The sequence below is a fragment of the Streptomyces racemochromogenes genome, assembly GCF_044129415.1.
Classification (GTDB): domain Bacteria; phylum Actinomycetota; class Actinomycetes; order Streptomycetales; family Streptomycetaceae; genus Streptomyces; species Streptomyces racemochromogenes_A.
Window position 1 is genome coordinate 20,007 of record NZ_JBBDHD010000045.1, and the last position, 22,606, is coordinate 42,612.

At 70.9% G+C, this 22,606-nt stretch carries 22 protein-coding genes, 1 tRNA gene and 1 pseudogene; 13 read left to right on the forward strand and 11 right to left on the reverse strand.

Annotation, left to right across the window (positions count from 1 at the left end; translation table 11 throughout):
- Positions 1-10: 10 nt before the first annotated feature.
- Positions 11-802, forward strand: a complete 792-nt coding sequence (locus tag WDV06_RS18655; protein ID WP_395510892.1) for an ABC transporter permease — start codon at positions 11-13, stop codon at positions 800-802.
- Positions 803-857: 55 nt separating this feature from the next.
- On the opposite strand, the gene WDV06_RS18660 is transcribed toward WDV06_RS18655, so the two are convergent.
- A tRNA-Leu gene (locus WDV06_RS18660) sits at positions 858-940 on the reverse strand.
- Between the two features lie 292 nt (positions 941-1,232).
- On the opposite strand from WDV06_RS18660, the gene WDV06_RS18665 reads away from it, so the two are divergent.
- The 6 genes from WDV06_RS18665 to pknB all read left to right on the forward strand — a co-directional run bounded on the left by WDV06_RS18665 (position 1,233) and on the right by pknB (position 9,258).
- Entirely contained in the window at positions 1,233-2,027 is a 795-nt protein-coding gene (locus tag WDV06_RS18665; RefSeq protein WP_395510893.1) for an FhaA domain-containing protein, read from the forward strand.
- Between the two features lie 10 nt (positions 2,028-2,037).
- Positions 2,038-2,538 (forward strand): FHA domain-containing protein FhaB/FipA, encoded by a 501-nt coding sequence (locus WDV06_RS18670; RefSeq protein ID WP_344160193.1) that lies wholly within the window; start codon positions 2,038-2,040, stop codon positions 2,536-2,538.
- Positions 2,539-2,682: 144 nt separating this feature from the next.
- On the forward strand, positions 2,683-4,143 hold the full coding sequence (locus tag WDV06_RS18675) for a PP2C family protein-serine/threonine phosphatase (protein ID WP_395510894.1): 1,461 nt from the start codon (positions 2,683-2,685) through the stop codon (positions 4,141-4,143).
- A gap of 31 nt (positions 4,144-4,174) precedes the next feature.
- Positions 4,175-5,599 carry an FtsW/RodA/SpoVE family cell cycle protein gene (locus tag WDV06_RS18680; protein ID WP_395510895.1) on the forward strand — a complete coding sequence of 475 codons (1,425 nt, stop codon included), beginning with the start codon at positions 4,175-4,177 and terminating at the stop codon, positions 5,597-5,599.
- Positions 5,596-7,059 (forward strand): peptidoglycan D,D-transpeptidase FtsI family protein, encoded by a 1,464-nt coding sequence (locus tag WDV06_RS18685; protein WP_395510896.1) that lies wholly within the window; start codon positions 5,596-5,598, stop codon positions 7,057-7,059. Before WDV06_RS18680 ends, WDV06_RS18685 begins: the two co-directional genes overlap by 4 nt.
- Positions 7,060-7,215: 156 nt before the next feature.
- Positions 7,216-9,258 (forward strand): Stk1 family PASTA domain-containing Ser/Thr kinase, encoded by a 2,043-nt coding sequence (gene pknB, locus WDV06_RS18690; protein ID WP_395510897.1) that lies wholly within the window; start codon positions 7,216-7,218, stop codon positions 9,256-9,258.
- A 65-nt stretch (positions 9,259-9,323) separates the two neighbouring features.
- Here pknB and WDV06_RS18695 read toward each other — a convergent pair whose 3' ends face one another.
- The 6 genes and pseudogenes from WDV06_RS18695 to WDV06_RS18720 form a co-directional block, all read right to left on the reverse strand.
- Complete coding sequence (locus WDV06_RS18695) at positions 9,324-10,055, reverse strand: class E sortase (protein WP_395510898.1); 732 nt, start codon at positions 10,053-10,055, stop codon at positions 9,324-9,326.
- Positions 10,056-10,080: 25 nt separating this feature from the next.
- Positions 10,081-10,761, reverse strand: a pseudogene (locus tag WDV06_RS18700) (class E sortase); the annotation flags it as partial.
- Between the two features lie 143 nt (positions 10,762-10,904).
- Positions 10,905-11,543: an aminodeoxychorismate/anthranilate synthase component II gene (locus tag WDV06_RS18705; protein ID WP_362060050.1), complete on the reverse strand. Its 639-nt coding sequence runs from the start codon at positions 11,541-11,543 to the stop codon at positions 10,905-10,907.
- Positions 11,540-11,716 (reverse strand): hypothetical protein, encoded by a 177-nt coding sequence (locus WDV06_RS18710; protein WP_030011120.1) that lies wholly within the window; start codon positions 11,714-11,716, stop codon positions 11,540-11,542. The genes WDV06_RS18705 and WDV06_RS18710 overlap by 4 nt, the downstream gene beginning before the upstream one ends.
- Positions 11,717-11,807: 91 nt before the next feature.
- On the reverse strand, positions 11,808-12,539 hold the full coding sequence (locus tag WDV06_RS18715) for a class E sortase (RefSeq protein WP_395510899.1): 732 nt from the start codon (positions 12,537-12,539) through the stop codon (positions 11,808-11,810).
- Positions 12,508-13,284 (reverse strand): DUF881 domain-containing protein, encoded by a 777-nt coding sequence (locus tag WDV06_RS18720; protein WP_395510900.1) that lies wholly within the window; start codon positions 13,282-13,284, stop codon positions 12,508-12,510. The genes WDV06_RS18715 and WDV06_RS18720 overlap by 32 nt, the downstream gene beginning before the upstream one ends.
- 92 nt (positions 13,285-13,376) lie before the next feature.
- On the opposite strand from WDV06_RS18720, the gene crgA reads away from it, so the two are divergent.
- On the forward strand, positions 13,377-13,631 hold the full coding sequence (gene crgA / locus WDV06_RS18725) for a cell division protein CrgA (protein WP_045945361.1): 255 nt from the start codon (positions 13,377-13,379) through the stop codon (positions 13,629-13,631).
- Positions 13,632-13,747: 116 nt separating this feature from the next.
- On the opposite strand, the gene WDV06_RS18730 is transcribed toward crgA, so the two are convergent.
- Both WDV06_RS18730 and WDV06_RS18735 read right to left on the reverse strand, forming a co-directional pair.
- On the reverse strand, positions 13,748-14,623 hold the full coding sequence (locus tag WDV06_RS18730) for a rhomboid family intramembrane serine protease (protein ID WP_395510901.1): 876 nt from the start codon (positions 14,621-14,623) through the stop codon (positions 13,748-13,750).
- Between the two features lie 104 nt (positions 14,624-14,727).
- Entirely contained in the window at positions 14,728-15,264 is a 537-nt protein-coding gene (locus WDV06_RS18735; RefSeq protein ID WP_395510917.1) for a peptidylprolyl isomerase, read from the reverse strand.
- Positions 15,265-15,413: 149 nt separating this feature from the next.
- Between WDV06_RS18735 and WDV06_RS18740 the strand changes: the two genes are divergently transcribed.
- On the forward strand, positions 15,414-16,121 hold the full coding sequence (locus WDV06_RS18740) for a DUF5324 family protein (protein ID WP_395510902.1): 708 nt from the start codon (positions 15,414-15,416) through the stop codon (positions 16,119-16,121).
- Between the two features lie 10 nt (positions 16,122-16,131).
- On the opposite strand, the gene WDV06_RS18745 is transcribed toward WDV06_RS18740, so the two are convergent.
- Entirely contained in the window at positions 16,132-16,629 is a 498-nt protein-coding gene (locus WDV06_RS18745) for a LysM peptidoglycan-binding domain-containing protein (protein WP_395510903.1), read from the reverse strand.
- A 158-nt stretch (positions 16,630-16,787) separates the two neighbouring features.
- The gene (ddaH, locus tag WDV06_RS18750) at positions 16,788-17,654 is read right to left on the reverse strand and encodes a dimethylargininase (protein WP_395510904.1); all 867 of its coding nucleotides are present in this window, start codon (positions 17,652-17,654) and stop codon (positions 16,788-16,790) included.
- A gap of 262 nt (positions 17,655-17,916) precedes the next feature.
- Between ddaH and WDV06_RS18755 the strand changes: the two genes are divergently transcribed.
- From WDV06_RS18755 to WDV06_RS18770, 4 genes are read left to right on the forward strand one after another with little or no spacing between them, the layout of a single operon-like run.
- Complete coding sequence (locus tag WDV06_RS18755; RefSeq protein WP_395510905.1) at positions 17,917-19,233, forward strand: SidA/IucD/PvdA family monooxygenase; 1,317 nt, start codon at positions 17,917-17,919, stop codon at positions 19,231-19,233.
- Positions 19,234-19,285: 52 nt separating this feature from the next.
- Positions 19,286-19,654, forward strand: a complete 369-nt coding sequence (locus WDV06_RS18760) for a cupin domain-containing protein (protein WP_395510906.1) — start codon at positions 19,286-19,288, stop codon at positions 19,652-19,654.
- Positions 19,651-21,270 carry a class I tRNA ligase family protein gene (locus WDV06_RS18765; protein WP_395510907.1) on the forward strand — a complete coding sequence of 540 codons (1,620 nt, stop codon included), beginning with the start codon at positions 19,651-19,653 and terminating at the stop codon, positions 21,268-21,270. The genes WDV06_RS18760 and WDV06_RS18765 overlap by 4 nt, the downstream gene beginning before the upstream one ends.
- A gap of 19 nt (positions 21,271-21,289) precedes the next feature.
- A complete protein-coding gene (locus tag WDV06_RS18770; RefSeq protein WP_395510908.1) occupies positions 21,290-22,603 on the forward strand; it encodes an MFS transporter in 1,314 nt (437 codons plus the stop codon).
- The last annotated feature ends 3 nt before the right edge of the window (positions 22,604-22,606 follow it).

Here is a 22,606-nt window from a genome sequence, read left to right on the forward strand (position 1 = left end):
GGAGCACCCCGTGACCACCCCACCCGCACTCCGCCTGACGGTCCTCGGCGGGATCATGTCCTACCGCGCCCTGTTCAACTGGGCGACCCCCGCCATGTTCGTCGGCACCCTCTTCGGCGCCCCGCTCGTCCAGATGCTGTTCTTCGTCTACCTCGGCCGCCAGCTCCAGCTGGGGGACGACCGCTTCTACGTCATCGGCAACGCCCTGCTCGCCGCCAGCGTCGCCTGCGTCTACGGCGGAACGATGGCCATCGCGAACGAGCGACGGTACGGCACCCTGGGCGCGGTCCTGCTCAGCCCCCGCAGCCGCACCCTGCTGTGGGCCGGCCGCGCCCTGCCGTACATCGCCAACGGCATCCTGGTCACCGTGGTCAACCTGACCGCCGGAAACCTGCTCCTGGGCCTCGGGCTCACCGCCGGGGACCAGGCCGCGCTGGCCCCGCTGATCCTCACGGCCGCCGTCAGCTGCTCCGGCTTCGGACTGCTGCTCGGAGCGATCGGCCTGCGACTGCGCGACGTGTTCCTGATCGCGAACGTCGTCTTCGTCCTGCTGCTGCTCCTGTCGGGTGCCAACGTGAGCCGCTCCGTGCTGCCGGAGTGGATGCGGCTGGCCGGCGATGCGCTCCCCCTGACCCACGCCATCACCGGCGCCCGCTCGGCGCTGACCGGCGCCGGGACGGAGCTGCTGCCCTCGCTAGCCGCCGAGGCGGGCATCGGCCTCTGCTACCTGCTGGCGGCCGTCTTCCTGCTGCACCACTTCGAGCGGAGCAGCCGCCGCCGCGCCACCCTCGACACGATGTGAGGCCCGGACATGCGAGAAGCCCCGATCCGGAGTCCGGATCGGGGCTTCCCCGATGTGGGCGAGGGGGGATTTGAACCCCCACGTCCCGAAGGACACTGGCACCTGAAGCCAGCGCGTCTGCCGTTCCGCCACTCGCCCGAGCAGCTCCCCAGTGGATCTTGCCTTTCGGCCCGTTCCCCTGGCGACGTCGAAACAGTAGCACGTCAGACGGGGTGGATTGAAATCGCTTTCCCGCCGCCCCCGGTGGACCTCCCGACGGCCCCTCCCGCAGCGCCCTCCGGGTGCGGGACACTGTCCCTGGGGCACCCCTACGATCCCTTGTGAGCACCAACACTCCTGCGGGCAGGAGCGAAGGGGAACCACCCGAATCCGCCACGCGTGGATACGATCAGTAAGCAGTACAGGGCGACAGCGACGGAGGAGGTGCCCGATGGGAGTCCTGAAGCGGTTCGAGCAGCGTCTCGAAGGTCTGGTGAACGGCACCTTCGCCAAGGTGTTCAAGTCCGAGGTCCAGCCGGTCGAGATCGCCGGCGCCCTCCAGCGGGAGTGCGACAACAACGCCACCATCTGGAACCGCGAGCGGACCGTCGTCCCCAACGACTTCATCGTGGAGCTGAGCGCGGGCGACTACGAGCGCCTGAGCCCCTACTCCGGGCAGCTCGGCGACGAGCTCGCGGGCCTCGTCCGCGACTACGCCAAGCAGCAGCGCTACAGCTTCATGGGCCCCATCAAGGTCCACCTGGAGAAGGCGGAGGACCTGGACACGGGCCTCTACCGGGTCCGCAGCCGCACCCTGGCCTCCAGCACCTCCCAGGACCCCGCCCAGGGCCAGCAGGGCGGTTACGGCTACCCGCCGGTCGCCGCCCCTCCCATGCCCGCGGGTCCGCCCCCGGGCGCTCCGGGCGGCCGCCCCGGCGGCCCCCCGCCGTCCGGCGCCCCGGGCACCACGCGCCGCTGGATCGAGATCAACGGCACCCGCCACCAGATCTCGCGCCCCACGCTCGTACTCGGCCGCAGCACCGAGGCCGATGTGCGGATCGACGACCCCGGCGTATCCCGCCGGCACTGTGAGATCCGGACCGGAACACCCCCGACGATCCAGGATCTCGGGTCCACCAACGGCATCGTGGTGGACGGGCAGCACACCACCCGCGCTACGCTCCGCGACGGCTCGCGGATCGTCGTGGGCAGCACCACCATCATTTACCGGCAAGCCGAAGGGTGAAGCGGGGGCAATGTCAGAGCTGACCCTGACGGTCATGCGGTTGGGTTTCCTGGCCGTTCTGTGGCTGTTCGTCATCGTGGCCGTACAGGTCATCCGCAGCGACCTCTTCGGTACGCGCGTCACGCAGCGCGGCTCGCGCCGGGGCGGCGGCGCGGCCGCCGCACCGCAGCAGACGGGGCGCCAGGCCGCCCCTCCGCAGCAGCGCCAGCGGCGGGGCGCGCCGACCAAGCTCGTCGTCTCCGAGGGGACCCTCACGGGCACCACCGTGACCCTCGCCGGCCAGACGATCACGCTGGGCCGCGCCCACGACTCCACGATCGTGCTGGACGACGACTACGCCTCCAGCCGCCATGCCAGGATCTACCCCGACCGTGACGGCCAGTGGATCGTCGAGGATCTCGGGTCCACCAACGGCACGTATCTCGACCGGACCCGTCTCACCACCCCGACGCCCATTCCGCCGGGCGCCCCGATCCGCATCGGCAAGACCGTCATCGAGCTGCGGAAGTAGTACGAGAATGAGCGAGCGGAGCGAGCGAGCCGCAGCGGCCCGTCCCACCCGGGACACGGGCCCGAGCGCGCTCCCGACCGGAGGGTGGGCAGTGTGGCTCGTCGAGACCGGTTGTACCCCGAGGCGTCGACAGGGCAGGTGCGCATGAGTCTGTCCCTGCGTTTCGCCGCCGGATCGCACAAGGGGATGATCCGCGAGGGCAACGAGGACTCCGGCTACGCCGGTCCCCGGCTCCTCGCCGTCGCCGACGGCATGGGCGGCCAGGCCGCCGGTGAGGTCGCCAGCTCCGAGGTCATCTCCTCGCTCGTCCAGCTCGACGACGACATCCCGGGCTCCGACATCCTCACCGCCCTCGGCATCGCCGTGCAGCGGGCCAACGACCAGCTGCGCGTGATGGTCGAGGAGGACTCCCAGCTGGAGGGCATGGGCACCACGCTCACCGCCCTCCTGTGGACCGGCCAGCGGCTCGGCCTCGTGCACGTCGGCGACTCGCGCGCCTACCTGCTGCGCGACGGCGTCCTCACCCAGATCACCCAGGACCACACCTGGGTCCAGCGGCTCGTCGACGAGGGCCGGATCACCGAGGAGGAGGCCACCACCCACCCGCAGCGCTCCCTCCTGATGCGGGCCCTCGGCAGCGGCGACGTCGTGGAACCCGACCTCTCCATCCGTGAGGTCCGGGCCGGCGACCGCTACCTGATCTGCTCCGACGGCCTGTCCGGCGTGGTCTCCCACCAGACCCTGGAGGAGACCCTCGCCGACTACCACGGCCCGCACGAGACGGTGCAGTCCCTGATCCAGCTCGCCCTGCGCGGCGGCGGACCGGACAACATCACCTGCATCGTCGCGGACGTCCTCGACACCGACAGCGGCGACACCATGGCCGCCCAGCCGAACGACACCCCGGTGGTCGTCGGCGCCGTCGCCGAGAACCCGCACCAGCTCTTCGACGGCAACGCCATGCAGACCCCGGCCGGCCGGGCCTCCGGCCTCGGCCGCCAGACCCCGCCGCCCCCGGGCGCCTTCGGGCCCCCCGGCAGCGGCGACGCCGCCGGCTACGGATACCCCGACCAGAGCCAGGGCGGCGCCCCGTACGGAACCTTCGGCGAACCCGAGGCGTACGACGCGGACGGCCAGTACGACGACTCGTACGACCACCCGCGCAGGCGGCGCGGCAAAGGGCGCAAGTGGACCACCCGCACCCTGATCCTGCTCCTCGTCGCCGGTGTCGTCGGCGGGGGCCTGTACGCCGCGCACCGCTGGACGCAGACCCAGTACTACGTGGGCGTCAAGGGTGACCACGTCGCGCTGTACCGCGGCATCAGCCAGAACCTGGCCTGGATCCACCTCTCGCAGGTCGAGACGGATCATCCCGAGATCGAACTGAAGTACCTGCCGTCCTTCAAGCGGAAGCAGGTCGAGGCCACCATCAGCGAAGACAGCCTCGACGGGGCGCGCAAGAAGATCGACGAGCTCGGCACCCAGGTCTCCGCCTGCAAGCAGGAAGAGGCCCGCCGCGCCGCCGAAGCGCAGGGCAATCAGACGCCCGGCCCCAGCCTGACTCCCGCGGAGCAGGCTGTCGTCGGCCAGTGCGAGAAGCAGTAGACATACGCGGGCACAGGGGGCCCGCCACACCATGAGCGTTGTCACCAACACGACCACCATCGGCGCCATCGAGGCGCCGAGCCGGCGGAACACCGAGCTCCTGCTGCTCGCCTTCGCCGTGGTCATCCCGATCTTCGCCTACGCCAACGTGGGCCTGTCGATCCACGGCGAGCTGCCCCCGGGCATGCTGGTCTACGGGCTCGGCTTCGCCGTGCTCTCCGGCATCGCGCACCTCGTCGTACGCCGCTACGCCAAGTACGCCGACCCGCTGCTGCTGCCGATCGCGACCCTGCTCAACGGGCTCGGCGTCGTCCTGATCTGGCGGCTCGACCAGTCCGAGCGGCTGCGGAACCTCGCCAAGCGCAGCTTCGGCAACTTCTCGGAGTCCGCGCCGCGGCAGATGATGTACACGGGGCTCGCCATCGCCCTGTTCGCCGTCGTCCTGCTGGTCCTCAAGGACCACCGCGTGCTCCAGCGGTTCACGTACATCTCGATGGCCGGCGCCCTCGTCCTGCTGATCCTGCCCGTCGTCCCGGGTCTGGGCGCGGACGTCTTCGGCGCCAAGATCTGGATCAGCGTCGGCGGCTTCTCCATCCAGCCCGGCGAGTTCGCCAAGATCGTCATCGCGATCTTCTTCGCCGGCTACCTGATGGTGAAGCGCGACGCCCTGGCCCTGGCCAGCCGCCGCTTCATGGGCCTCTACCTGCCGCGCGGCCGCGACCTCGGCCCGATCCTGATGATCTGGGCGATGAGCCTGCTCGTCCTCGTCTTCGAGAACGACCTCGGCACCTCGCTGCTCTTCTTCGGCATGTTCGTGATCATGCTGTACGTGGCCACCGAGCGGACCAGCTGGATCGTCATCGGCCTGCTGATGTCGGTCGGCGGCGCCACCGTCGTCGGCATGACCGCCAGCCACGTCAAGGTCCGCGTCAACGCCTGGCTCGACCCCTTCGCCTGCTACACCACCTCGGGCGCCTGCGAGCAGGTCGGCCAGTCGATCATGAGCTTCGGCTCGGGCGGCGTCCTGGGCACCGGCTGGGGCCAGGGCAACTCGGACCTCATCGGCTTCGCCGCCAACTCCGACTTCATCTTCTCCACCGTCGGCGAGGAGCTCGGCCTGACCGGCGTCATGGCCTTCCTCCTGCTCTACGGCCTGATCATCGAGCGGGGCGTGCGCACCGCCCTCGCCGCCCGCGACCCCTTCGGCAAGCTCTTCGCCATCGGGCTCTCCGGCGCCTTCGCCCTCCAGATCTTCGTCGTCGCCGGCGGGGTCATGGGCCTCATCCCCCTCACCGGCATGACCATGCCCTTCCTCGCCTCCGGCGGCTCCTCCGTCCTCGCGAACTGGGTGCTCATCGCCATCCTCATCCGGATCAGCGACACCGCACGCCGCCCCGCCCCGGCCCCCGCCCCGTCCCCCGACTCCGAGATGACCCAGGTGGTCCGCCCGTCATGAACAAGCCCCTGCGCCGCATCTCGCTGTTCTGCGGGCTCCTCGTCCTCGCCCTGCTGATCCGGACCAACTGGCTCCAGTACGTGCAGGCCGAGGACCTCAGCACGCGCAAGGAGAACCGCCGGGTCCAGATCGCCCAGTACGCCACCGAGCGCGGCAACATCATCGTCGGCGGTCAGCCGGTCACGGGGTCCGCGGTCACCGACGGCAGCGACTTCAAGTTCAAGCGGACCTACATCGACGGCCCCCTGTGGGCTCCGGTCACCGGCTACGCCTCGCAGGCCTTCGGCTCCACCCAGCTGGAGAAGATCGACGACGGCATCCTGACCGGCAACGACGACCGGCTGTTCTTCGACCGGACGATCGGCATGTTCACCGGTGAGAAGAAGCAGGGCGGCAACGTCATCACCACCCTGAACGCCAACGCCCAGAAGGCCGCCTTCACGGCCCTCGGCAACAAGAAGGGCGCGGTCGCCGCGATCGACCCGCGCACCGGCGCCATCCTGGCCCTGGCCAGCACCCCGTCGTACGACCCGTCGACCTTCGCGGGCAACTCCAAGAACGACGAGAAGGCCTGGCGCGAGCTGAACGACAGCGCCGACAAGAACCTGGTCAACCGCGCCCTGCGCGAGACCTACCCGCCGGGCTCCACCTTCAAGGTGGTCACCACGGCCGCCGCGCTGGAGCACGGCGTGATCACCGACATCAACACCCCGACCGACACGCCCGAGCCGTACATCCTGCCCGGCACGAAGACCCCGATGGTCAACCACGCCACCGGCTGCGAGAAGGCGACGCTGAACTACGCGCTCCAGGTCTCCTGCAACTCGGTCTTCGCGAACGTCGGTGACAAGGTCGGCCGCGACGGCATGGTCGAGACCGCCCAGAAGTTCGGCTTCAACAGCACCATCGACACCCCGGTCCGCGCCTTCGCCAGCGTCTACGACAAGACGATGGGCAAGGACGGCAACGCGCTGAGCTCGATCGGCCAGTTCAACACGGCGGCCACCCCGCTCCAGATGGCCATGGTCACCGCCGCCATCGCCAACGACGGCAAGCTGATGAAGCCGTACATGGTCGAGCAGCTCACCGCGCCCAACCTCGACACCATCGAGAAGCACGAGCCGCAGGAGATGAGCCGGCCCCTCAGCGCGGCGAACGCGCAGAAGGTCCAGCAGATGATGGTGAACGTCGTCGAGCACGGCACGGGCACCACAGCCAAGATCAACGGCGTGACGGTCGGCGGCAAGACGGGTACGGCCCAGCACGGCGAGAAGAACGCCAAGCGCCCCTACGCCTGGTTCATCTCCTACGCGGAGCTGCCCGACCGGACCTCCCCCGTCGCCGTCGCCGTGGTCATCGAGGACAGCGCCGTCCAGGACCGCGAGGACATCACCGGCGGCGGCCTGGCCGCGCCGGTCGCGAAGGCCGTCATGGAAGCCGTCCTGAAGAACAAGGGATGAGACCCGAAGACAGGATCCGAGCGCTCGGTACCGGTCCGATATCAGCCTGTGGTCACGAACCGATCACCGACGATCGGCCGGTAGCCTTGCCGCGAACAGCACACCGCCGGACCACACACGGGTGCGGTCGGGACTGACGGAGAGGGCTGGAACGTTATGGAAGAGCCGCGTCGCCTCGGCGGCCGGTACGAGCTGAGCCACGTGCTCGGTCGCGGTGGCATGGCCGAGGTCTACCTCGGGCACGACACCCGGCTCGGCCGTACCGTAGCCGTCAAGACCCTGCGTGCCGACCTCGCCCGTGACCCGTCCTTCCAGGCCCGGTTCCGCCGCGAGGCCCAGTCGGCCGCCTCGCTCAACCATCCGGCGATCGTCGCGGTCTACGACACCGGCGAGGACTACGTCGACAACATCTCCATCCCGTACATCGTGATGGAGTACGTCGACGGCTCCACCCTGCGCGAGCTGCTGCACTCCGGCCGCAAGCTGCTTCCCGAGCGGACCCTGGAGATGTGCATCGGCATCCTCCAGGCGCTGGAGTACTCCCACCGCGCGGGCATCGTGCACCGTGACATCAAGCCCGCCAACGTCATGCTCACCCGCACCGGCCAGGTCAAGGTCATGGACTTCGGCATCGCCCGTGCCATGGGCGACTCCGGCATGACCATGACGCAGACGGCCGCCGTGATCGGCACCGCCCAGTACCTCTCCCCGGAGCAGGCCAAGGGCGAGCAGGTCGACGCGCGCTCCGACCTGTACTCCGCCGGCTGCCTGCTCTACGAGCTGCTGTGCGTGCGGCCCCCGTTCGTCGGCGACTCCCCCGTGGCGGTCGCCTACCAGCACGTACGGGAAGAGCCGCAGCCGCCGTCGAACTTCGATCCCGAGATCACGCCCGTGATGGACGCCATCGTCCTCAAGGCGCTGGTCAAGGACCCCGACTACCGCTACCAGTCCGCCGACGAGATGCGGGCCGACATCGAGGCCTGTCTGGAGGGCCAGCCCGTCGCCGCGACCGCCACCATGGGCGGCGCCGGCTACGGCTACCCCGACCAGGGCGGCTACGCGCACCAGGGCTACGACCAGCCCACCACCGCGCTGCGCTCCCCGGACGCGAACCAGACCTCGATGATGCCGCCGATGCCCCCGGGGGGCGACGGCGGATACGGGTACCAGGACCAGGGCCAGGGCGGCTACGACCAGGGTCACGGCCGCCGCCCGCAGAAGAAGAGCCGGGCCTCGACGATCCTGCTGGTCGTGGCGGCGGTGCTCGTCCTGGTCGGCGCGATCCTGATCGGCAAGTCCCTCACCAGCACCGCGGACAACCGGCCCGCCGTGCCCAAGCTCGTCGGCCAGACCTTCGAGGCGGCCCAGAGCAGCGGCACGAACGTGGGCCTGACCGTGGTCAAGGAGGCCGAGGAGCCCTGCGCGGACCAGCCCAAGGGCAACGTCTGCTCGCAGGACCCGGCGGCCGACACCAAGGTCGACAAGGGCTCGACGGTCAAGGTCAAGGTGTCCTCCGGCGCCCCCAAGTCGGCGGTCCCCGATGTCGCCCGGCTGAAGTTCGAGGACGCCGAGAGCCTGCTGAAGAAGAACAAGTTCCAGGTCGAGAAGAAGCTCGTCGAGTCCGACGGCGCCAACCCCGGCACGGTGACCGACCAGAACCCCAAGGCCGGCACCCAGGCCGAACAGGGCTCGGTGATCACGCTCACCGTCGCCAAGGAGGTCGCGAAGGGCGTCGTCCCGAACCTCGGCGGCATGACCAAGGAGCAGGCGGTCAAGGCGCTGCAGGACGCCAAGCTCAAGCTGGGCAGCACCACGGAGGTCGACCAGCCCGGGGCCGCGCCGAAGACGATCGTGGCGCAGCAGTACGAGCCGGGTCAGCAGCTCCCCAAGGACACCACCGTCAACGTCAGCATCGCCAAGGGCAACGCGCAGCCGGCCGCCGTGCCGGTGCTGACGGGGCAGACCGTGTCCCAGGCCAAGAGCATCCTCAAGCAGGCCAACCTGAACTTCGGGTCGGTCCTGGGCGGCCCGACCGACGACAACGCCATCGTGGTGAGCTCCGACCCGCCCGCCGGGACCCCGGCGCCGGCCGGCACGGTCGTCAACGTCCGCACCATGGCGAACCCGAGCCAGCCCCAGGACGGGGGCCAGCAGGGCGGCGGAGGCTTCTTCGGCGGTCTGACCGGCGGCCGCCGCTAGGCACCCGGAACCGCGCGCGGAACAGGCCCGGCCCCCGATGGGGGCCGGGCCTGTTTCACGTGAAACTAGCGCAGCTCCGCCGGCGGGGTGCGGTTCGCGTCCACCTTCTCGGTGCGCACCAGCTCGCCCCAGACGATGTACCGGTACTTCGAGGTGTAGACCGGGGTGCAGGTCGTCAGGGTGATGTACCGGCCGGGCGCGGTCTTGCCCGACTCCTTGGGGACCGGGTTGATCACATCCGTGTTGTACTTCGAGGTCTGGGCGAGCTCGGCGAACACCTTGTACACGTACCAGGTGTCCTTGGTCTCGAAGACGACGGCGTCGCCCTTCTTCACCTTGTCGATGTTGTGGAACTTGGCCCCGTGCCCGTCGCGGTGCGCGGCCAGCGTGAAGTTGCCCTTGTCGTCCCAGGGCAGGGCCGATTTCACCGGGTCCGTGTAGTAGCCGGCCACGCCGTCGTTGAGGACGTCCGGGGAGGTGCCGGGCTTGACCAGGACCTCGCCGTCGTCCATCGACGGCACGTGCAGGAAACCGATCCCGTCCTGGGTGTCGAGGGCGCCCGGCTGCCCGGCCGCGCCCGCGGTCGCGGGGGTCTGCTGCCACTGCCTGCGGACCTGGTCGCCCCGGGCCGAGGCTTGCCGGTCGGCGAGGACGTTGGTCCACCACAGCGAGTACGCCACGAACAGGCCGAGGACCAGCCCCACCGTGATCAGGAGCTCGCCGAGCAGGCTCAGGGCCCCGGCGATCACGCTGCGGTCGGCGGGCGGCGGTGCGGAGCGGCGGCGGGCACGAGACACTGCGGGATTCGTCCTTACGGGCTGTTCAGCGGCTGTTCAGCGCGGGCGGAGCACCCTGGCTGCGCGGGCGTTCGTCGACCATCCTGCCCCATACGATCATCCGGTAGGTGCTCGTGAACTCCGGAGTGCAGGTCGTCAGCGTGATGTACCGGCCGGGTCCGGTGAAGCCGGAGCCCTCCGGCACCGGCTTGATCACGGACACGTTCGCCGGTGAGGTCTGCGGCAGCGTCGAGGTCGTGCTGTACGTGTAGTACGCGTCCCGCGTCTCGACGACGATCGGGTCGCCCGGCGCCAGCTGGTTGATGTACCGGAACGGTTCGCCGTGGGTGTTGCGGTGGCCGGCGAGCGCGAAGTTGCCCTCCTTGTCGGCCGGCATGGCCGTCTTCAGCGCGCCCTCGCCGTAGTGGCCGACCATCCCCTTGTCGAGGACCTTCGCCTTGCTGACGCCTTCCGCCACGGGCACCTTCAGGTCCAGCTTGGGGATGTGGAGGATGGCGAAGCCCTGTCCCGGCTCGAAGGCGGCCACGGGCGGCGCGGCGGCCGCCGGGGGGTGCTCCCAGGTCTGGCGGAGGGTTCCGGCCGCCCCGTTCGCCGTCCGCTCCGCCAGCAGGTTCGTGTACCAGAGCTGGTAGGCGACGAACAGCAGCATGACCACGCCGACGGTGATGAAGAGCTCGCCGACGGCCCGGCTGAGCACCACCACCGGCCCGCCGGAACGCGGGGCGCGAGCGCGCCGGCGGCCCCGCCCGCCCCGTTTGCGGGCCCGCGCGTGCGAGCGCTTCGCGGCCTCCTGCGCTGCCCTGCGCCGCGCGGCCCGGCCCTCGCTGGGCGCGGACGGCGCGACCGTCGTCACGCGACGGCCTTGCCCACCACCGGGGCCAGGCCTTCCGACCGGGCGACGGCGCCGGCGTCACCGCAGCGCACGAGCCAGTTGGCCAGCATCCGGTGGCCCCACTCGGTCAGCACCGACTCGGGGTGGAACTGGACGCCCTCCACGTCGTGCTCCCGGTGCCGCAGCCCCATGATGATCCCGTCCTCGGTGCGGGCGGTGACCTCCAGCACGTCGGGCAGGGTCTGCGGCTCGGCGGCCAGGGAGTGGTAGCGGGTCGCCGTGAACGGGGAGGGCAGTCCGGCGAAGACGCCGAGCCCCTCGTGGACGACGGGCGAGGTCTTGCCGTGCAGCAGCTCGGGGGCCCGGTCCACCACGCCCCCGTAGGCGACGGCCATGGACTGCATGCCGAGGCAGACGCCGAAGACCGGGACGCCGGTGTCGGCGCAGTGCCGGACCATGTCGACGCACACGCCGGCCTCCTCGGGCGTGCCCGGGCCGGGGGAGAGGAGGACCCCGTCGAAGCCGTCCTGGGCGTGGGCGAGCTCGACCTCGTCGTTGCGCAGCACCTCGCATTCGGCGCCGAGCTGGTAGAGGTACTGGACCAGATTGAAGACAAAGCTGTCGTAGTTGTCGACAACCAGAATGCGCGCGCTCACGGAGTGGCTCCCGATCCCTCGTCCACCGTCACATCGTTGAAGGGAAGGAGCGGCTCGGCCCACGGGAAGACGTACTGGAACAGCACGAACACCACCGCGAGGACCAGTACGAGAGAGATCAGCGCCCGCACCCACGCGTTGCCCGGCAGATGCCGCCAGATCCAGCCGTACATTCCGTCTGTTTCCTTCGCCGTCCACGATTCACTCATGCACCGCGGGGGCGGTACCGCACCAGACTACGGGCCGGGGCCCCCGCGGCGGGGGTCACCCGGGCAATCCCCCGGGATCGGCGGGCCGGGTGCCGGTGAGTTCCGCCCAGACGATCAGGCGGTGGCTGTGGCCCCACTCGGGGTCGCAGGTGGTGAGGGTGAGGTACCGGCCCGGACCGGCGAAGGGGGAGCGGCGCGGGACGGGGTCGACCACGCCGGTCTCGGTGGGCAGGACGCGCAGTGGAGCGGCGCGGACGGTGTAGGTGTAGCGGTTCGCGGCGTCACGGACGATCACGGTGTCGCCGGGGCGCAGCTCGTCGAGGTCCTTGAGGGGGTCTCCGTAGGTGCGCCGGTGGCCGGCGACGGCGAAGTTGCCCTCCCCTCCGGGGCGGGCGGTGCCGGTGTAGTGGCCGAGGCCCTTCTTGAGCAGGTCGGTGCCCGTGCCCTCCAGGACCGGCTTGCTCCAGTCCGCGCCGAAGCGGGGGACGTACATCTCGGCGAAGGCCCGGCCGGCGGGGTAGGGCTGCGGGGCGGTGTCCGCGGAGGGGGCCGAGGGGGAGGAGGGCGGTGCGGGGGCGGGGGCCGCCGCGGGGGCCGCCGCCCAGCGGTCGCGCAGCCCGGCCCGCTCCCCGTCCATGGCCCGGTCGGCCCGGACCCCGGTCCACAGCAGGACGTACGCGACGAAGAGCACGATCAGCGTCCCGGCGGTCAGGCACAGCTCGCTGAACACCCGTACCAGCGAGCGCAGTACGGCGTCAGGGCGAGGCGGACTCCAGCGGCTTCGCATAGTGGAGGTCCACTGTGCCGGAGTAGCCGGGAAGTGTCAGCCTCTTGTCCTCCTCCACTTTCCAGCCGAGCCCGTACGCGTTGACGTACAGCTGGTAGTTCTGGATGGCGGGGGAGTTGTTCAGGGCCTTGCGCAGGGCGGCGGGGTCGCCGACCGCCGACACCTTGTACGGGGGTGAGTAGACCCGTCCCTGGAGGATCAGTGTGTTGCCGACGCAGCGCACGGCGCTGGTGGCGATCAGCCGCTGGCCCATGACCTCGATGCCCTCGGCTCCGCCCAGCCACAGCGCGTTCACCACCGCCTGGAGGTCCTGCTGGTGGATCACGAGGTCGTTGGGCTGCGGCTCGGGGACGCCCGGGACGCGGGCCGTGGCGTTCGGCGGGGCGTCGTTGAGGGTGACGCTGAGGCCCTTGCCGGTCAGCTCCTCGGTGCCGGACGCCTTGCGCAGGGCGGCGAGCTTGGCGTCCTCCGCCTTGGTGCTGCCGTTGTCGCGGTCGGCGAGGGCGTCGACCTGGGCGCGGACGGCCGCGGCGCCCTTCTCCAGTTCGGCGTTGTTGGCGCTGCGCTCGTGGATCAGGTCGGAGAGCTTGAGGAGGGACGCGTCCGTGCGGATGTTCGTACCCTTGGACGTGTTGAAGCTGGTGACGAAGATGAGGCCCGCCAGGGCGAAGACGGCGGCCGTGAGCAGCCGCACCGGACGGTGGCGGCGGCGGGGACCCGCGGAGGAGTCGTCGGAATTGGTCAACGTACCCTTCTCCTTCAACGCCACAGGTCCACTACGCTAACGGACGCCCGGGGCAGGCAAAGTCCCCCAGCGCATCGACAGGAGAGCCCCTCGTGCCGAAGTCACGTATCCGCAAGAAGGACGACTACACGCCGCCGCCGACCAAGCAGGCGCAGCAGATCAGGCTGGGCAGCCGCGGCTGGGTGGCCCCGGTCATGCTGGCCTTCTTCCTGATCGGCCTCGCGTGGATCGTCGTCTTCTACGTGACCGACACCCAGCTGCCGATCGAGGCACTGGGCAATTGGAACATCGTGGTCGGTTTCGGATTCATCGCTGCCGGATTCGGCGTTTCCACGCAGTGGAAGTAGTACACGGATAGCCTAGCGCGCAACCTCTCCCCATGAGTTATCCACAGCGTCATCCACACCTGAGGAAAAGACAGAAGATCTGTGGATAACTCTGTGGAGAGTTGACGCCGGTGTGATCAGGTGAGCGCGGCCGTCCGCACCATCACCAGGGCCGCCGCCAGCAGGAAGACCGCCACACAGGTGCCCGCCTGGACGAGCGTGCGCTTCCTGCCCGGGGCGGGCGCGAGCAGCCCGAGGGCGAGGAGCGCGCCCGTCACCAGTCCGCCGATGTGCGCCTGCCAGGAGACCGACCAGCCGCCCCCGAGCGGGACGAAGGTCACCAGCAGCATCAGCCCGAGGGTGATCAGCACCGGGCGCATCTCGTACCGCAGGCGGCGGGCGAGGACGACCGTGGCGCCGAGCAGTCCGCAGATGGCGCCGGACGCGCCGAGCGTCGGGGTGTTCGGCGCGGTCAGCAGGTAGACGAGGGCGCTGCCGCCCAGGCCCGACAGCAGGTAGAGGGCCAGGTAGCGGGAGCGGCCCAGGGCCGCCTCCAGCGGGCCGCCGATCACCCACAGGGCGACCATGTTGCCGAAGATGTGCCACCACTCGACATGCAGGAACACCGAGGTCAGCAGCCGGTGGTACTGCCCGGTGGAGATCCCCTCCACCGGCGCCCCGTAGTACTCCACGTACCGGCCGAGCAGCTCCAGCTGGACGGCCAGGCCCGGCACGGCGTACGCGGCGAGGAACACCGCCGCATTGATCCCGATCAGGACCTTGGTGACGAGCTGGGGATCGGCCGCGACCAGCCCGCCCGCGAGCGTGCGCGGTGCGTTGGCCGCCGGGGCGTGACCGGTGCCGGAGCCGCCCCGCACGCACTCGGGGCACTGGTAGCCGACCGAGGCACTGATCATGCACTCGGGGCAGATGGGCCGGTCGCAGCGGGCGCAGCTGATCCCCGTGTCGCGGCCCGGGTGGCGGTAGCAGCCCGGCAGACGCTCGGTGTCCATCGGTCCCCTCGGTCAGCGGCGGGGCAGGGGCCGCGCCCCTGCCGGTCCGTACACGTCCAGTCCGTACACCTCCACTACGGACGGGCGGCCCCCGTTGGTTCCCGTCAGCGCGCCTCGCGCCGCTCCACGGAGACGGACTGGATGATCACGTCGTCCAGCGGCCGCTCGGTGCGCGGGTTGGTGGGACCGGAGGCGATGGCGTCGACGACCTTCCGGCTGGCCGCGTCGGTGACCTCGCCGAAGATGGTGTGCTTGCGGGTCAGCCAGGCGGTGGGCGCCACGGTGATGAAGAACTGCGAGCCGTTGGTGCCCGGACCGGCGTTCGCCATGGCGAGCAGGTAGGGCTTGGTGAAGGCCAGGTCGGGGTGGAACTCGTCGGCGAACCGGTAGCCGGGGCCACCGGTGCCGTTCCCCAGCGGGTCACCGCCCTGGATCATGAAGCCGCTGATGACGCGGTGGAAGACGGTGCCGTCGTAGAGCGGCGCCGTGGTCTTCTGGCCGTCCGTGGGGCGGGTCCACTCGCGGGCGCCCGTGGCGAGCTCCACGAAATTGCGGACGGTCTTCGGCGCGAAGTTCTCCAGCAGCTCGATCTCGATGTCGCCGTGGTTGGTCTTCAGGGTGGCGTAGAGCTTCTCGGCCACGGATCTGCCTTCCATAGTCATCACTGTCGGTCCCGATCCTCCCACGGAGGGCTGCACGCGACGGAAATTCCTCCACCCGGATGCCCTGTCACGCATGCCCCGCGCCGATATGGCAGGCATGATCCGACAAAGGGTGGATAGGTGGAACCGTGTCCGCCACCGAGGAGGAGGATCCCGTGACCCGCAAGGACAGCGTGAGCCTGGCCGCCGAGAACGCCAGGGACGCCATGAGGCACGCGGCGGAAGTGGTGGCACCCTACGCGGGGACCGCCAAGGACGCGGCCGTCCACTACGCCCACGAGGCGAACGCCCGACTGGCCCCGAAGGTTTCCCAGGCCGCCGGCCAGGCCTCCCAACAGGCCCGCGCCGTCTACGACACCCATCTCCAGCCCCGGATGCACGCGGCGCGCACCCACGTGCCCCCGAACGTGGACCGGGCCGCCGTCAAGGCCGTCCACCAGACGCGGCAGGCGTGCCGGCACGCCGTCGACTACACGGCGCCACGGCTGGAGAGCGCCCTGGCCGCGGCCCAGCCGATGGCCGAGGAGGCCTCGAACCGCTCGATGGCGGCCCTGGCCGCCCTGCGCGGGCAGGTCTCCGCCAAGGACGTGCAGCGGCTGGTGCGGCGCAGCGAGCGGCGCGCCAAGTGCGGCCGGGCGGTCAAGGGGATCGCCCTGGCCGCCGTGATCGCCGGCGCGGCGTTCGCGGCGTGGAAGTGGTGGGACCGGCAGTCGAACCCGGACTGGCTCGTGGAACCCCCGGCCGCCACCGAGCTGTCGGCGCAGGACGCCGCGCCGGCGAGCTTCGACGACGAGCTTGCGGAGAAGGAGAAGGAGAAGGAGGACGGGTCGCAGTGAGCGCACCCGCTCAGGTGGGCAGCGTCAGCACCTGTCCGGGGTGGATGAGGTCGGGGTCGGCGCCGATCACGCCCCGGTTCATGGCGTACAGCTCCCGCCAGCGGGCCTCGTTGCCGAGCTCGCGGCGGGCGATCGCGGCGAGCGAGTCCCCCGCCTTGACGGTGTACGTGCGCTTCTGGGCACCCGGCGCGGGCTTCGGCGGCACCGGCACGGCCTTGTGGGCCGCCGACAGGTCGCTGGGCTGGGCCGGCCCCGGATGCGCCCGGGACGGCCCCGGCCCCGCCGCCGGCGGCATGGCGGCCTTCGGCGCGGGCGGCGCCTTGGGAGGCGCCGGGGCCGCCATCCGCTCGGCCGCCGCCTTGCCTCCCGCCGACGCGTCGGTGTACTTCGACCCCATGTCGGAGTGCGGCGGCGAGGCGGCGGCGCCCGTGCCCGGAGCGGCCGCCTGCTGCTCCGTCTGCTCCTCCTGCTTCTTCTTGTCGTGCTTCAGGAAATCGAAGAGTCCCATCTGCGTGCGCCTCCGGCGTGGTGTGGGCTGCCCCCTGGGTGCGTGCCACCACCCACTGTCGGCCACGGGGCGCGGCGCGGCCCTGTGACAGGGCCGTCCGGGGGACCCCACAGACCCCCGGGGTGCCCCGTCACAGGGCCGGATCGGGTGCCGGGACCTCAGCGGTCCCGGAGCTCCAGCGTGCAGCACTTCACGCTGCCGCCGGCCTTGAGGAGCTCGGAGAGCTCGACGCCGACCGGCTCGAAGCCGCGGGCCCTCAGCTGGGCGTGCAGGCCGGTGGCCGCGGCCGGCAGGAGGACGTGGCGGCCGTCGGAGAAGGCGTTGAGGCCGAAGACGGCCGCGTCCTCGGCGCTCGCCAGGATCGCGCTCGGGAACATGGCCCGCAGGACGGCCTGGCTGCCCGGGGAGAAGGCCGCCGGGTAGTACATGACCTCGTCGTCCGAGAGCACCGCCAGCGCCGTGTCCAGGTGGTAGTAGTCCGGGTTCACCAGCGTCAGCGAGGTGACCGGCAGGCCGAGGAACTCCTGGGCCTCCAGGTGGGAGCGCGGGTCGGTGCGGAAGCCGGTGCCCGCCAGGATGCGCCGGCCGACGGTGAGGAAGTCGCCCTCGCCCTCGTTCACGTACTCGGGCCACAGGACGTCCTTGTAGCCGCGGCCCTCCAGCCAGCGCAGGTACGCGGGCCCCTCCGCGGTGCGCTCCGCGTGCCGGAAGCGGGCGCCGTAGACCCGGCCGTCGACGACGGTCGCGCCGTTGGCGGCGAACACCATGTCGGGCAGGCCGTCGAGGGGGTCGATCTCCTCCACCACGTGGCCGAGGTCCAGGTAGAGGTCGCGCAGCCCCTCCCACTGGCGGACCGCGAGTGCGTTGTCGGTGGCCAGCTGCGGGTTCATCCACGGGTTGATCGAGTACGTCACGTCGTAGTGCCGGGGTCGGCACATGAGCAGGCGGCGGCGGGTGGCCACCCGGGCCGGAGCGGCCGGCCGGTAGTACGTGCCGGCGGGCGTGATGGTGTCGGTGATCGGCACGAGCACTCCTTGTCATGGGTGTGGGGGCCCATCGAAATCGCGCCGCAGGTTGACCGGAAGCGCCCTGGAGGGCCGGTCAATCAACGCTCCGGCCCCCGTCTCGGCGGAGTTGATTGTCCGTGCCGTCCACGGCTTCCGGGCAATCGCCCCGCGGCGTGGAATCCCGTTATCGCTCCCCTTCTCGGAGGTGCCAGTCGCCTGGTGAAACGTCTCGGCCGACCGTCCGCACCTGTCTCACCCGTCCCACACGGAGGTAACTTCCATGGCACATCGCAAGGTCGAACTGCTCGCAGTCGGCGCAGGCCCGGCGAACCTGGCCCTGGCCGTGGCGATCGAGGAGCTCGCCCCTGAGCTGGCCGGCGACACCCTGCTGATCGAACGCGACCAGGACATCGTCTGGCAGCGCGGCATGCTGCTGCCCGACGCGCTCAGCCAGGTGTCCTTCCTCAAGGACCTGGTGACCCTGCGCAACCCGCAGAGCCGCTTCTCCTTCGTCAACTTCCTGCACGCCAACGACCGCCTCGACGCCTTCGTCAACCTGGGCAGCTGGGTCCCGTACCGCAGCGAGATCTCGGAGTACCTCCAGTGGGTCGCGGACGAACTCACCACCGTGCGCATCGAGTACGGCCGGGAGTGCGTCTCCGTCACCGCGCAGACCGCGCAGGACGGCGAGATCACCGGCTGGGTGGTCGCCCTGGCCAACGGCGACACCATCGAGTGCCGCTACCTGGTGATCGGCGCGGGCCGCGACGCCCACGTGCCCGAGGTGTTCGCCGGCCTGCCGGCCGAGCGGGTCATCCACAGCACCCAGTACACGCAGCGCATCCGCGAGGTGAACGCCGAACTCCCGCACCGGGTGGCCGTCATCGGCGGTGCGCAGAGCGCCGCCGAGCTCTTCGGCCAGGCCCTGCGCGACCTGCCCGAGTGCCGCCCGACGCTGATCATGCGCTCCATCGGCCTCAACGGCTACGAGAGCAGCAAGTTCACCAACGAGCTGTACTACTCGTCCTTCATCGACGAGTTCTACGACTCGGCCCCCGAGGCCCGCCGGCAGCTGCTGAACGAGATGTACCGCTCCAACTACGGCGGTCTGGCCCCGGCCACCCTGGACGCCCTCTACCGGCAGTTCTACCAGGACCGCCGCAGCGGTGAGGGCCGCCTGGGCATGCAGGCCATGACGGACGTGCGCGGCGCCCGCATGGACGGCGACGAAGTCGTCCTGACCCTCGCCGACCGCAAGACGGGCGCCGAGCGGGAGATGCGCACCGACCTGGTCCTCCTCGGCACCGGCTTCGTCCGGGACATGCCGCGCTCGGTCCGGGAGCTGGGCGAGTCGATCGGCCTGGAGCGGATCGAGGTGAGCCGCCACTACCGGCTCGACCTGGGCCGCCCGGCGAGCGCCGCCGTCTACCTGCAGGGCGTCAACGAGGCCACCCACGGCATCGCCGACTCGCTGCTCAGCGTCCTCGCGGGCCGTTCCGCCGAGATCACGCTCGACATCCTCGCGCACCGCTCGACCGCCCCCGTGGCCATCCCGGCCCAGGCCCGCGAGCTGGCCCTCGCCGGCGCCGCCGTCTGACGGCCGCACGGCCCCGTACGCACTCCGCCACCCCACGAGAGAGACCCACCCGATGCTCATCAAGCACCTGGACCGCCCCGGTCTGGTCCACGAGAACGGACTGGACGCCCAGCGGCTGCTGCCCTGGCCCGAACTGAACGCCCCCTTCGAGGGCTCGTGGTGCGTGATCGCGCCCGGCACCGCCTCGACGCCGCACGCGCACCACGAGTACGAGATCTTCATCGCCGTCTCCGGCTCCGCGTTCCTGGAGTCCGAGGGGGAGCGCGTGCCCTTCGAGACGGGGGACATCGTCCACTTCACCCCGGGTACCGGGCACCGGGTGGTCAACGAGTCCGACACGGACTTCGAGATGTACAGCGTCTGGTGGGACCTGGAGATGACCGAGCGCTTCTCGGCCCGCCACCCGGAGGGCGCCAAGTGACGCGCCGTACGGTCATCATCGCGCCCCCGCCGACCCCCAACGGGGACCTGCACACCGGGCACCTGGCGGGTCCGTTCCTGGCCGGCGACGTGTACGCGCGCTACCTGCGCGCCTCGGGCCGCCCGGTGACGTACACCAGCGGCACCGACGACAGCCAGACCTACGTCGTCGCCAGCGCCCTCCGGGCCGGTCTGGAGCCGCAGGAGCTCGCCGACCGCTCCGCCGCGCAGATCACCGCCACCCTGGAGGCGGCGGGGGTCGCCGTGGACGGCTTCGCCCCCTTCGACCAGGGGTACAGGACCACCGTCCTGGACTTCGTCACGGACCTGCACGCCGCGGGGGCGTTCCGGCTGAAGACGGTCCGCTTCCCGTACGTGGAGGCCACCGGCGAGTACCTCGTGGAGGGTCTGGTCGCGGGCGACTGCCCGGTCTGCCTCCTGGAGAGCCGCGGCGGGCTGTGCGAGTCCTGCGGCCACCCGAACAACTTCGACGAGCTGCTGAACCCGCGCTCCACCACCGACCCGGACGCGGTGGTCACCCACCGCGAGGCGCAGATCCTGGTGCTCCCGATGGAGGAGTACCGCAACCGGCTGATCGCCTACTACGCCTCGCACCGGGACGTGCTGCGCCCGCACACCGAGCAGCTGGTGCGGGAGGCGCTGGCCCGTCCGCTGCCCGACTTCCCGATCACCTACCCGGTCTCCTGGGGCATCCCGGCGCCGTTCGCCGAGACCCCGGGGCAGGTCCTCAACGCGTGGGCCGAGGGCATGGCCGCGTCGATGTACTGCACCTGGTGGGCGGCCGCCCAGCAGGGCGACCGCACCGACGGGTTCGACGAGCACTGGCTCGCCGAGAACGACATCGAGCTCGTCTACTTCCTCGGATTCGACAACGTCTACTTCTGGGGAATGACGCACCTGGCGCTGCTGATGGCGCACGGCGGCCGGTACGTCGAACCGCACGCGATCGTCTCCAACGAGTTCTACGAGCTGGAGAACCAGAAGTTCTCCACCAGCAAGGGACACGTGGTCTGGGCCGCCGACCTGGTGGCCGAGGTCCCCCGCGACCTGGTCCGGTTCTACCTGGCCCTGACCGCGCCCGAGCACTCCCGGACGAACTTCAGCCGCGCGGCCCTGGACTCCCTGGCCTCCTCCCGGCTGGTCGAGCCGTGGAACCGGCTGGCCGGCCGGGTGGCGGAGCTGCTCGACGGGGTGGCCGAGGGCACGCGGCTGCCGGTGTCCGACACGGGCGCCGAGCGGGCGGGGATCATCGTCGACCGCTTCCGCGCCCACTACGAGCTGTCGAGCTTCAGCCTGCACCGGGCCTCCGACCTGGTCGTCGTCTACCTCGACCGGCTCCTCAAGCAGGCCGGGCGCACCACGGCGGGCGACCTGCCGGCCACCGGCGACCTGCTGCTGTCCGTGCGCGCGCTGCTCGCCTGCGCCGCTCCGCTCCTCGTCGACCTGGCCGAACGCGCCGAGGCGGCCGGCATGGACCTGAGCCTCCCGGGCCGCTTCACCGCGGCCACCCCCGTCCCCGCACTGCGACTGCCCACCCTGTCCACCGCCGTGGGGGCCTTCGCCGCCCCCGCCGAGCCGGTCGACGCCCGCGTCTGACCCCCCCGAGGAGACCCCTGTGTCCACGACCGCCCCGCCGAAGGCCAACAAGGCCGAACGGCTGCTCGTCCCCGCGACGTTCATCACCAACCTCGGCAACGGCATCCAGCTGACGGCCGCCTCCTACCTGGTCTTCACCGCCCAGAACACCATGCTCGCGGTCAGCTGGCTGATGATCGCCGTGACCATCCCGCAGGTCGCGCTGTCGGTGTACTTCGGCAAGCTCGTCGACCGCTTCGACCGCCGCACGCTCGCGGTCACCTCCGACCTGGTCAGCGGTGTGGCGGCGATCGGTCTGCCGCTGTGGCTGGCGCTGGGCGGCGAGCCCTCCACGGTCAGCTACGTCGCCAGCTTCGTCCTGTCGATCTCGGCGGCCCTGTTCTTCCCGGCCAGCAACGCCCTGATCAAGGAACGCATCCCGGAGGCCCGCCTCGCCAAGTTCAACGGCAACTCCGAGGTCGCCATCCAGGCCGGCTCGCTCGCCTCGGCCGCCCTCGGCGGCTGGGTGATCGTCTGGACCGGCGTCGACGCCCTCTTCTACTTCAACTCCGCGACGTTCTTCGTCTCCGCCCTGATGCTGTTCGCGATCGGCCGCCGCCCGGCGGGCTCCACGAGCGCCGCCGCCGCGGCCGCCACGGCCGCCAAGGCCACCGCCGCCGCCAAGGCCTCCGGGCCCCGCCCGCCGCTGGCCCGCCTCGCCCTGCTCTACGCCATCGGCAACATCGTCATCATCACCGGCAACAGCATCATGCTGGTCCTGGTCATCGACGCCTTCCACAGCAACACCGGCTACCTGGGCATCGTCGACGCCCTGTTCGGCATCGGCGCCCTGGCCGCGCCGTGGACCTTCGGCAAGCTCAGCGCCAAGTCCGGGCTCGTGAAGACGGCCCTCATCGGGTACCTCGTCTGGGCCGTCATCCTGGTCACCGAGTCCCTCCACCTGTACGCGATGATGGCGGCCATCCCGTTCGCCGGCATCACCTTCTGCGTGGCCCGCATCGCGGCCCGCACCGCCCTGATGAAGGCCGCCCCCGAGGAGCGCACCGGCTTCGTCTTCGGCGCCACCAACGCCTTCGGCCTCGCGGCCGGCACCGCCGCCGTGACGGGCATCTCGCTGCTGGTCGACGCCACCAAGGTGCAGTACGGCTTCTACGCCCTGTCCGCCCTGGTCGTGGTCGTCGCGACGGCGACCGTCCTGGCCCTGCCGAAGTCCTTCCTCGCGGCGTCCGCCGCCGGCGACGAGCCCGCCGCCGCCCCGGCTCCGGCTCCGGCCGCCGACTCCGCATCCGACGCCGACGCCGAGGTCCTCGTGGCCGCCGCGGCCAAGTCCTGAGAG

Coding starts and splice junctions, on each gene's coding strand:
- WDV06_RS18675 (WP_395510894.1), top strand. CDS start 2,683: ATGAGTCTGTCCCTGCGTTTCGCCGCCGGATCGCACAAGGGGATGATC.
- WDV06_RS18670 (WP_344160193.1), top strand. CDS start 2,038: ATGTCAGAGCTGACCCTGACGGTCATGCGGTTGGGTTTCCTGGCCGTT.
- WDV06_RS18665 (WP_395510893.1), top strand. CDS start 1,233: ATGGGAGTCCTGAAGCGGTTCGAGCAGCGTCTCGAAGGTCTGGTGAAC.
- WDV06_RS18745 (WP_395510903.1), bottom strand. CDS start 16,629: ATGGGACTCTTCGATTTCCTGAAGCACGACAAGAAGAAGCAGGAGGAG.
- WDV06_RS18715 (WP_395510899.1), bottom strand. CDS start 12,539: ATGCGAAGCCGCTGGAGTCCGCCTCGCCCTGACGCCGTACTGCGCTCG.
- WDV06_RS18685 (WP_395510896.1), top strand. CDS start 5,596: ATGAACAAGCCCCTGCGCCGCATCTCGCTGTTCTGCGGGCTCCTCGTC.
- WDV06_RS18710 (WP_030011120.1), bottom strand. CDS start 11,716: ATGTACGGCTGGATCTGGCGGCATCTGCCGGGCAACGCGTGGGTGCGG.
- WDV06_RS18760 (WP_395510906.1), top strand. CDS start 19,286: ATGCTCATCAAGCACCTGGACCGCCCCGGTCTGGTCCACGAGAACGGA.
- WDV06_RS18730 (WP_395510901.1), bottom strand. CDS start 14,623: ATGGACACCGAGCGTCTGCCGGGCTGCTACCGCCACCCGGGCCGCGAC.
- pknB (WP_395510897.1), top strand. CDS start 7,216: ATGGAAGAGCCGCGTCGCCTCGGCGGCCGGTACGAGCTGAGCCACGTG.
- WDV06_RS18680 (WP_395510895.1), top strand. CDS start 4,175: ATGAGCGTTGTCACCAACACGACCACCATCGGCGCCATCGAGGCGCCG.
- WDV06_RS18755 (WP_395510905.1), top strand. CDS start 17,917: ATGGCACATCGCAAGGTCGAACTGCTCGCAGTCGGCGCAGGCCCGGCG.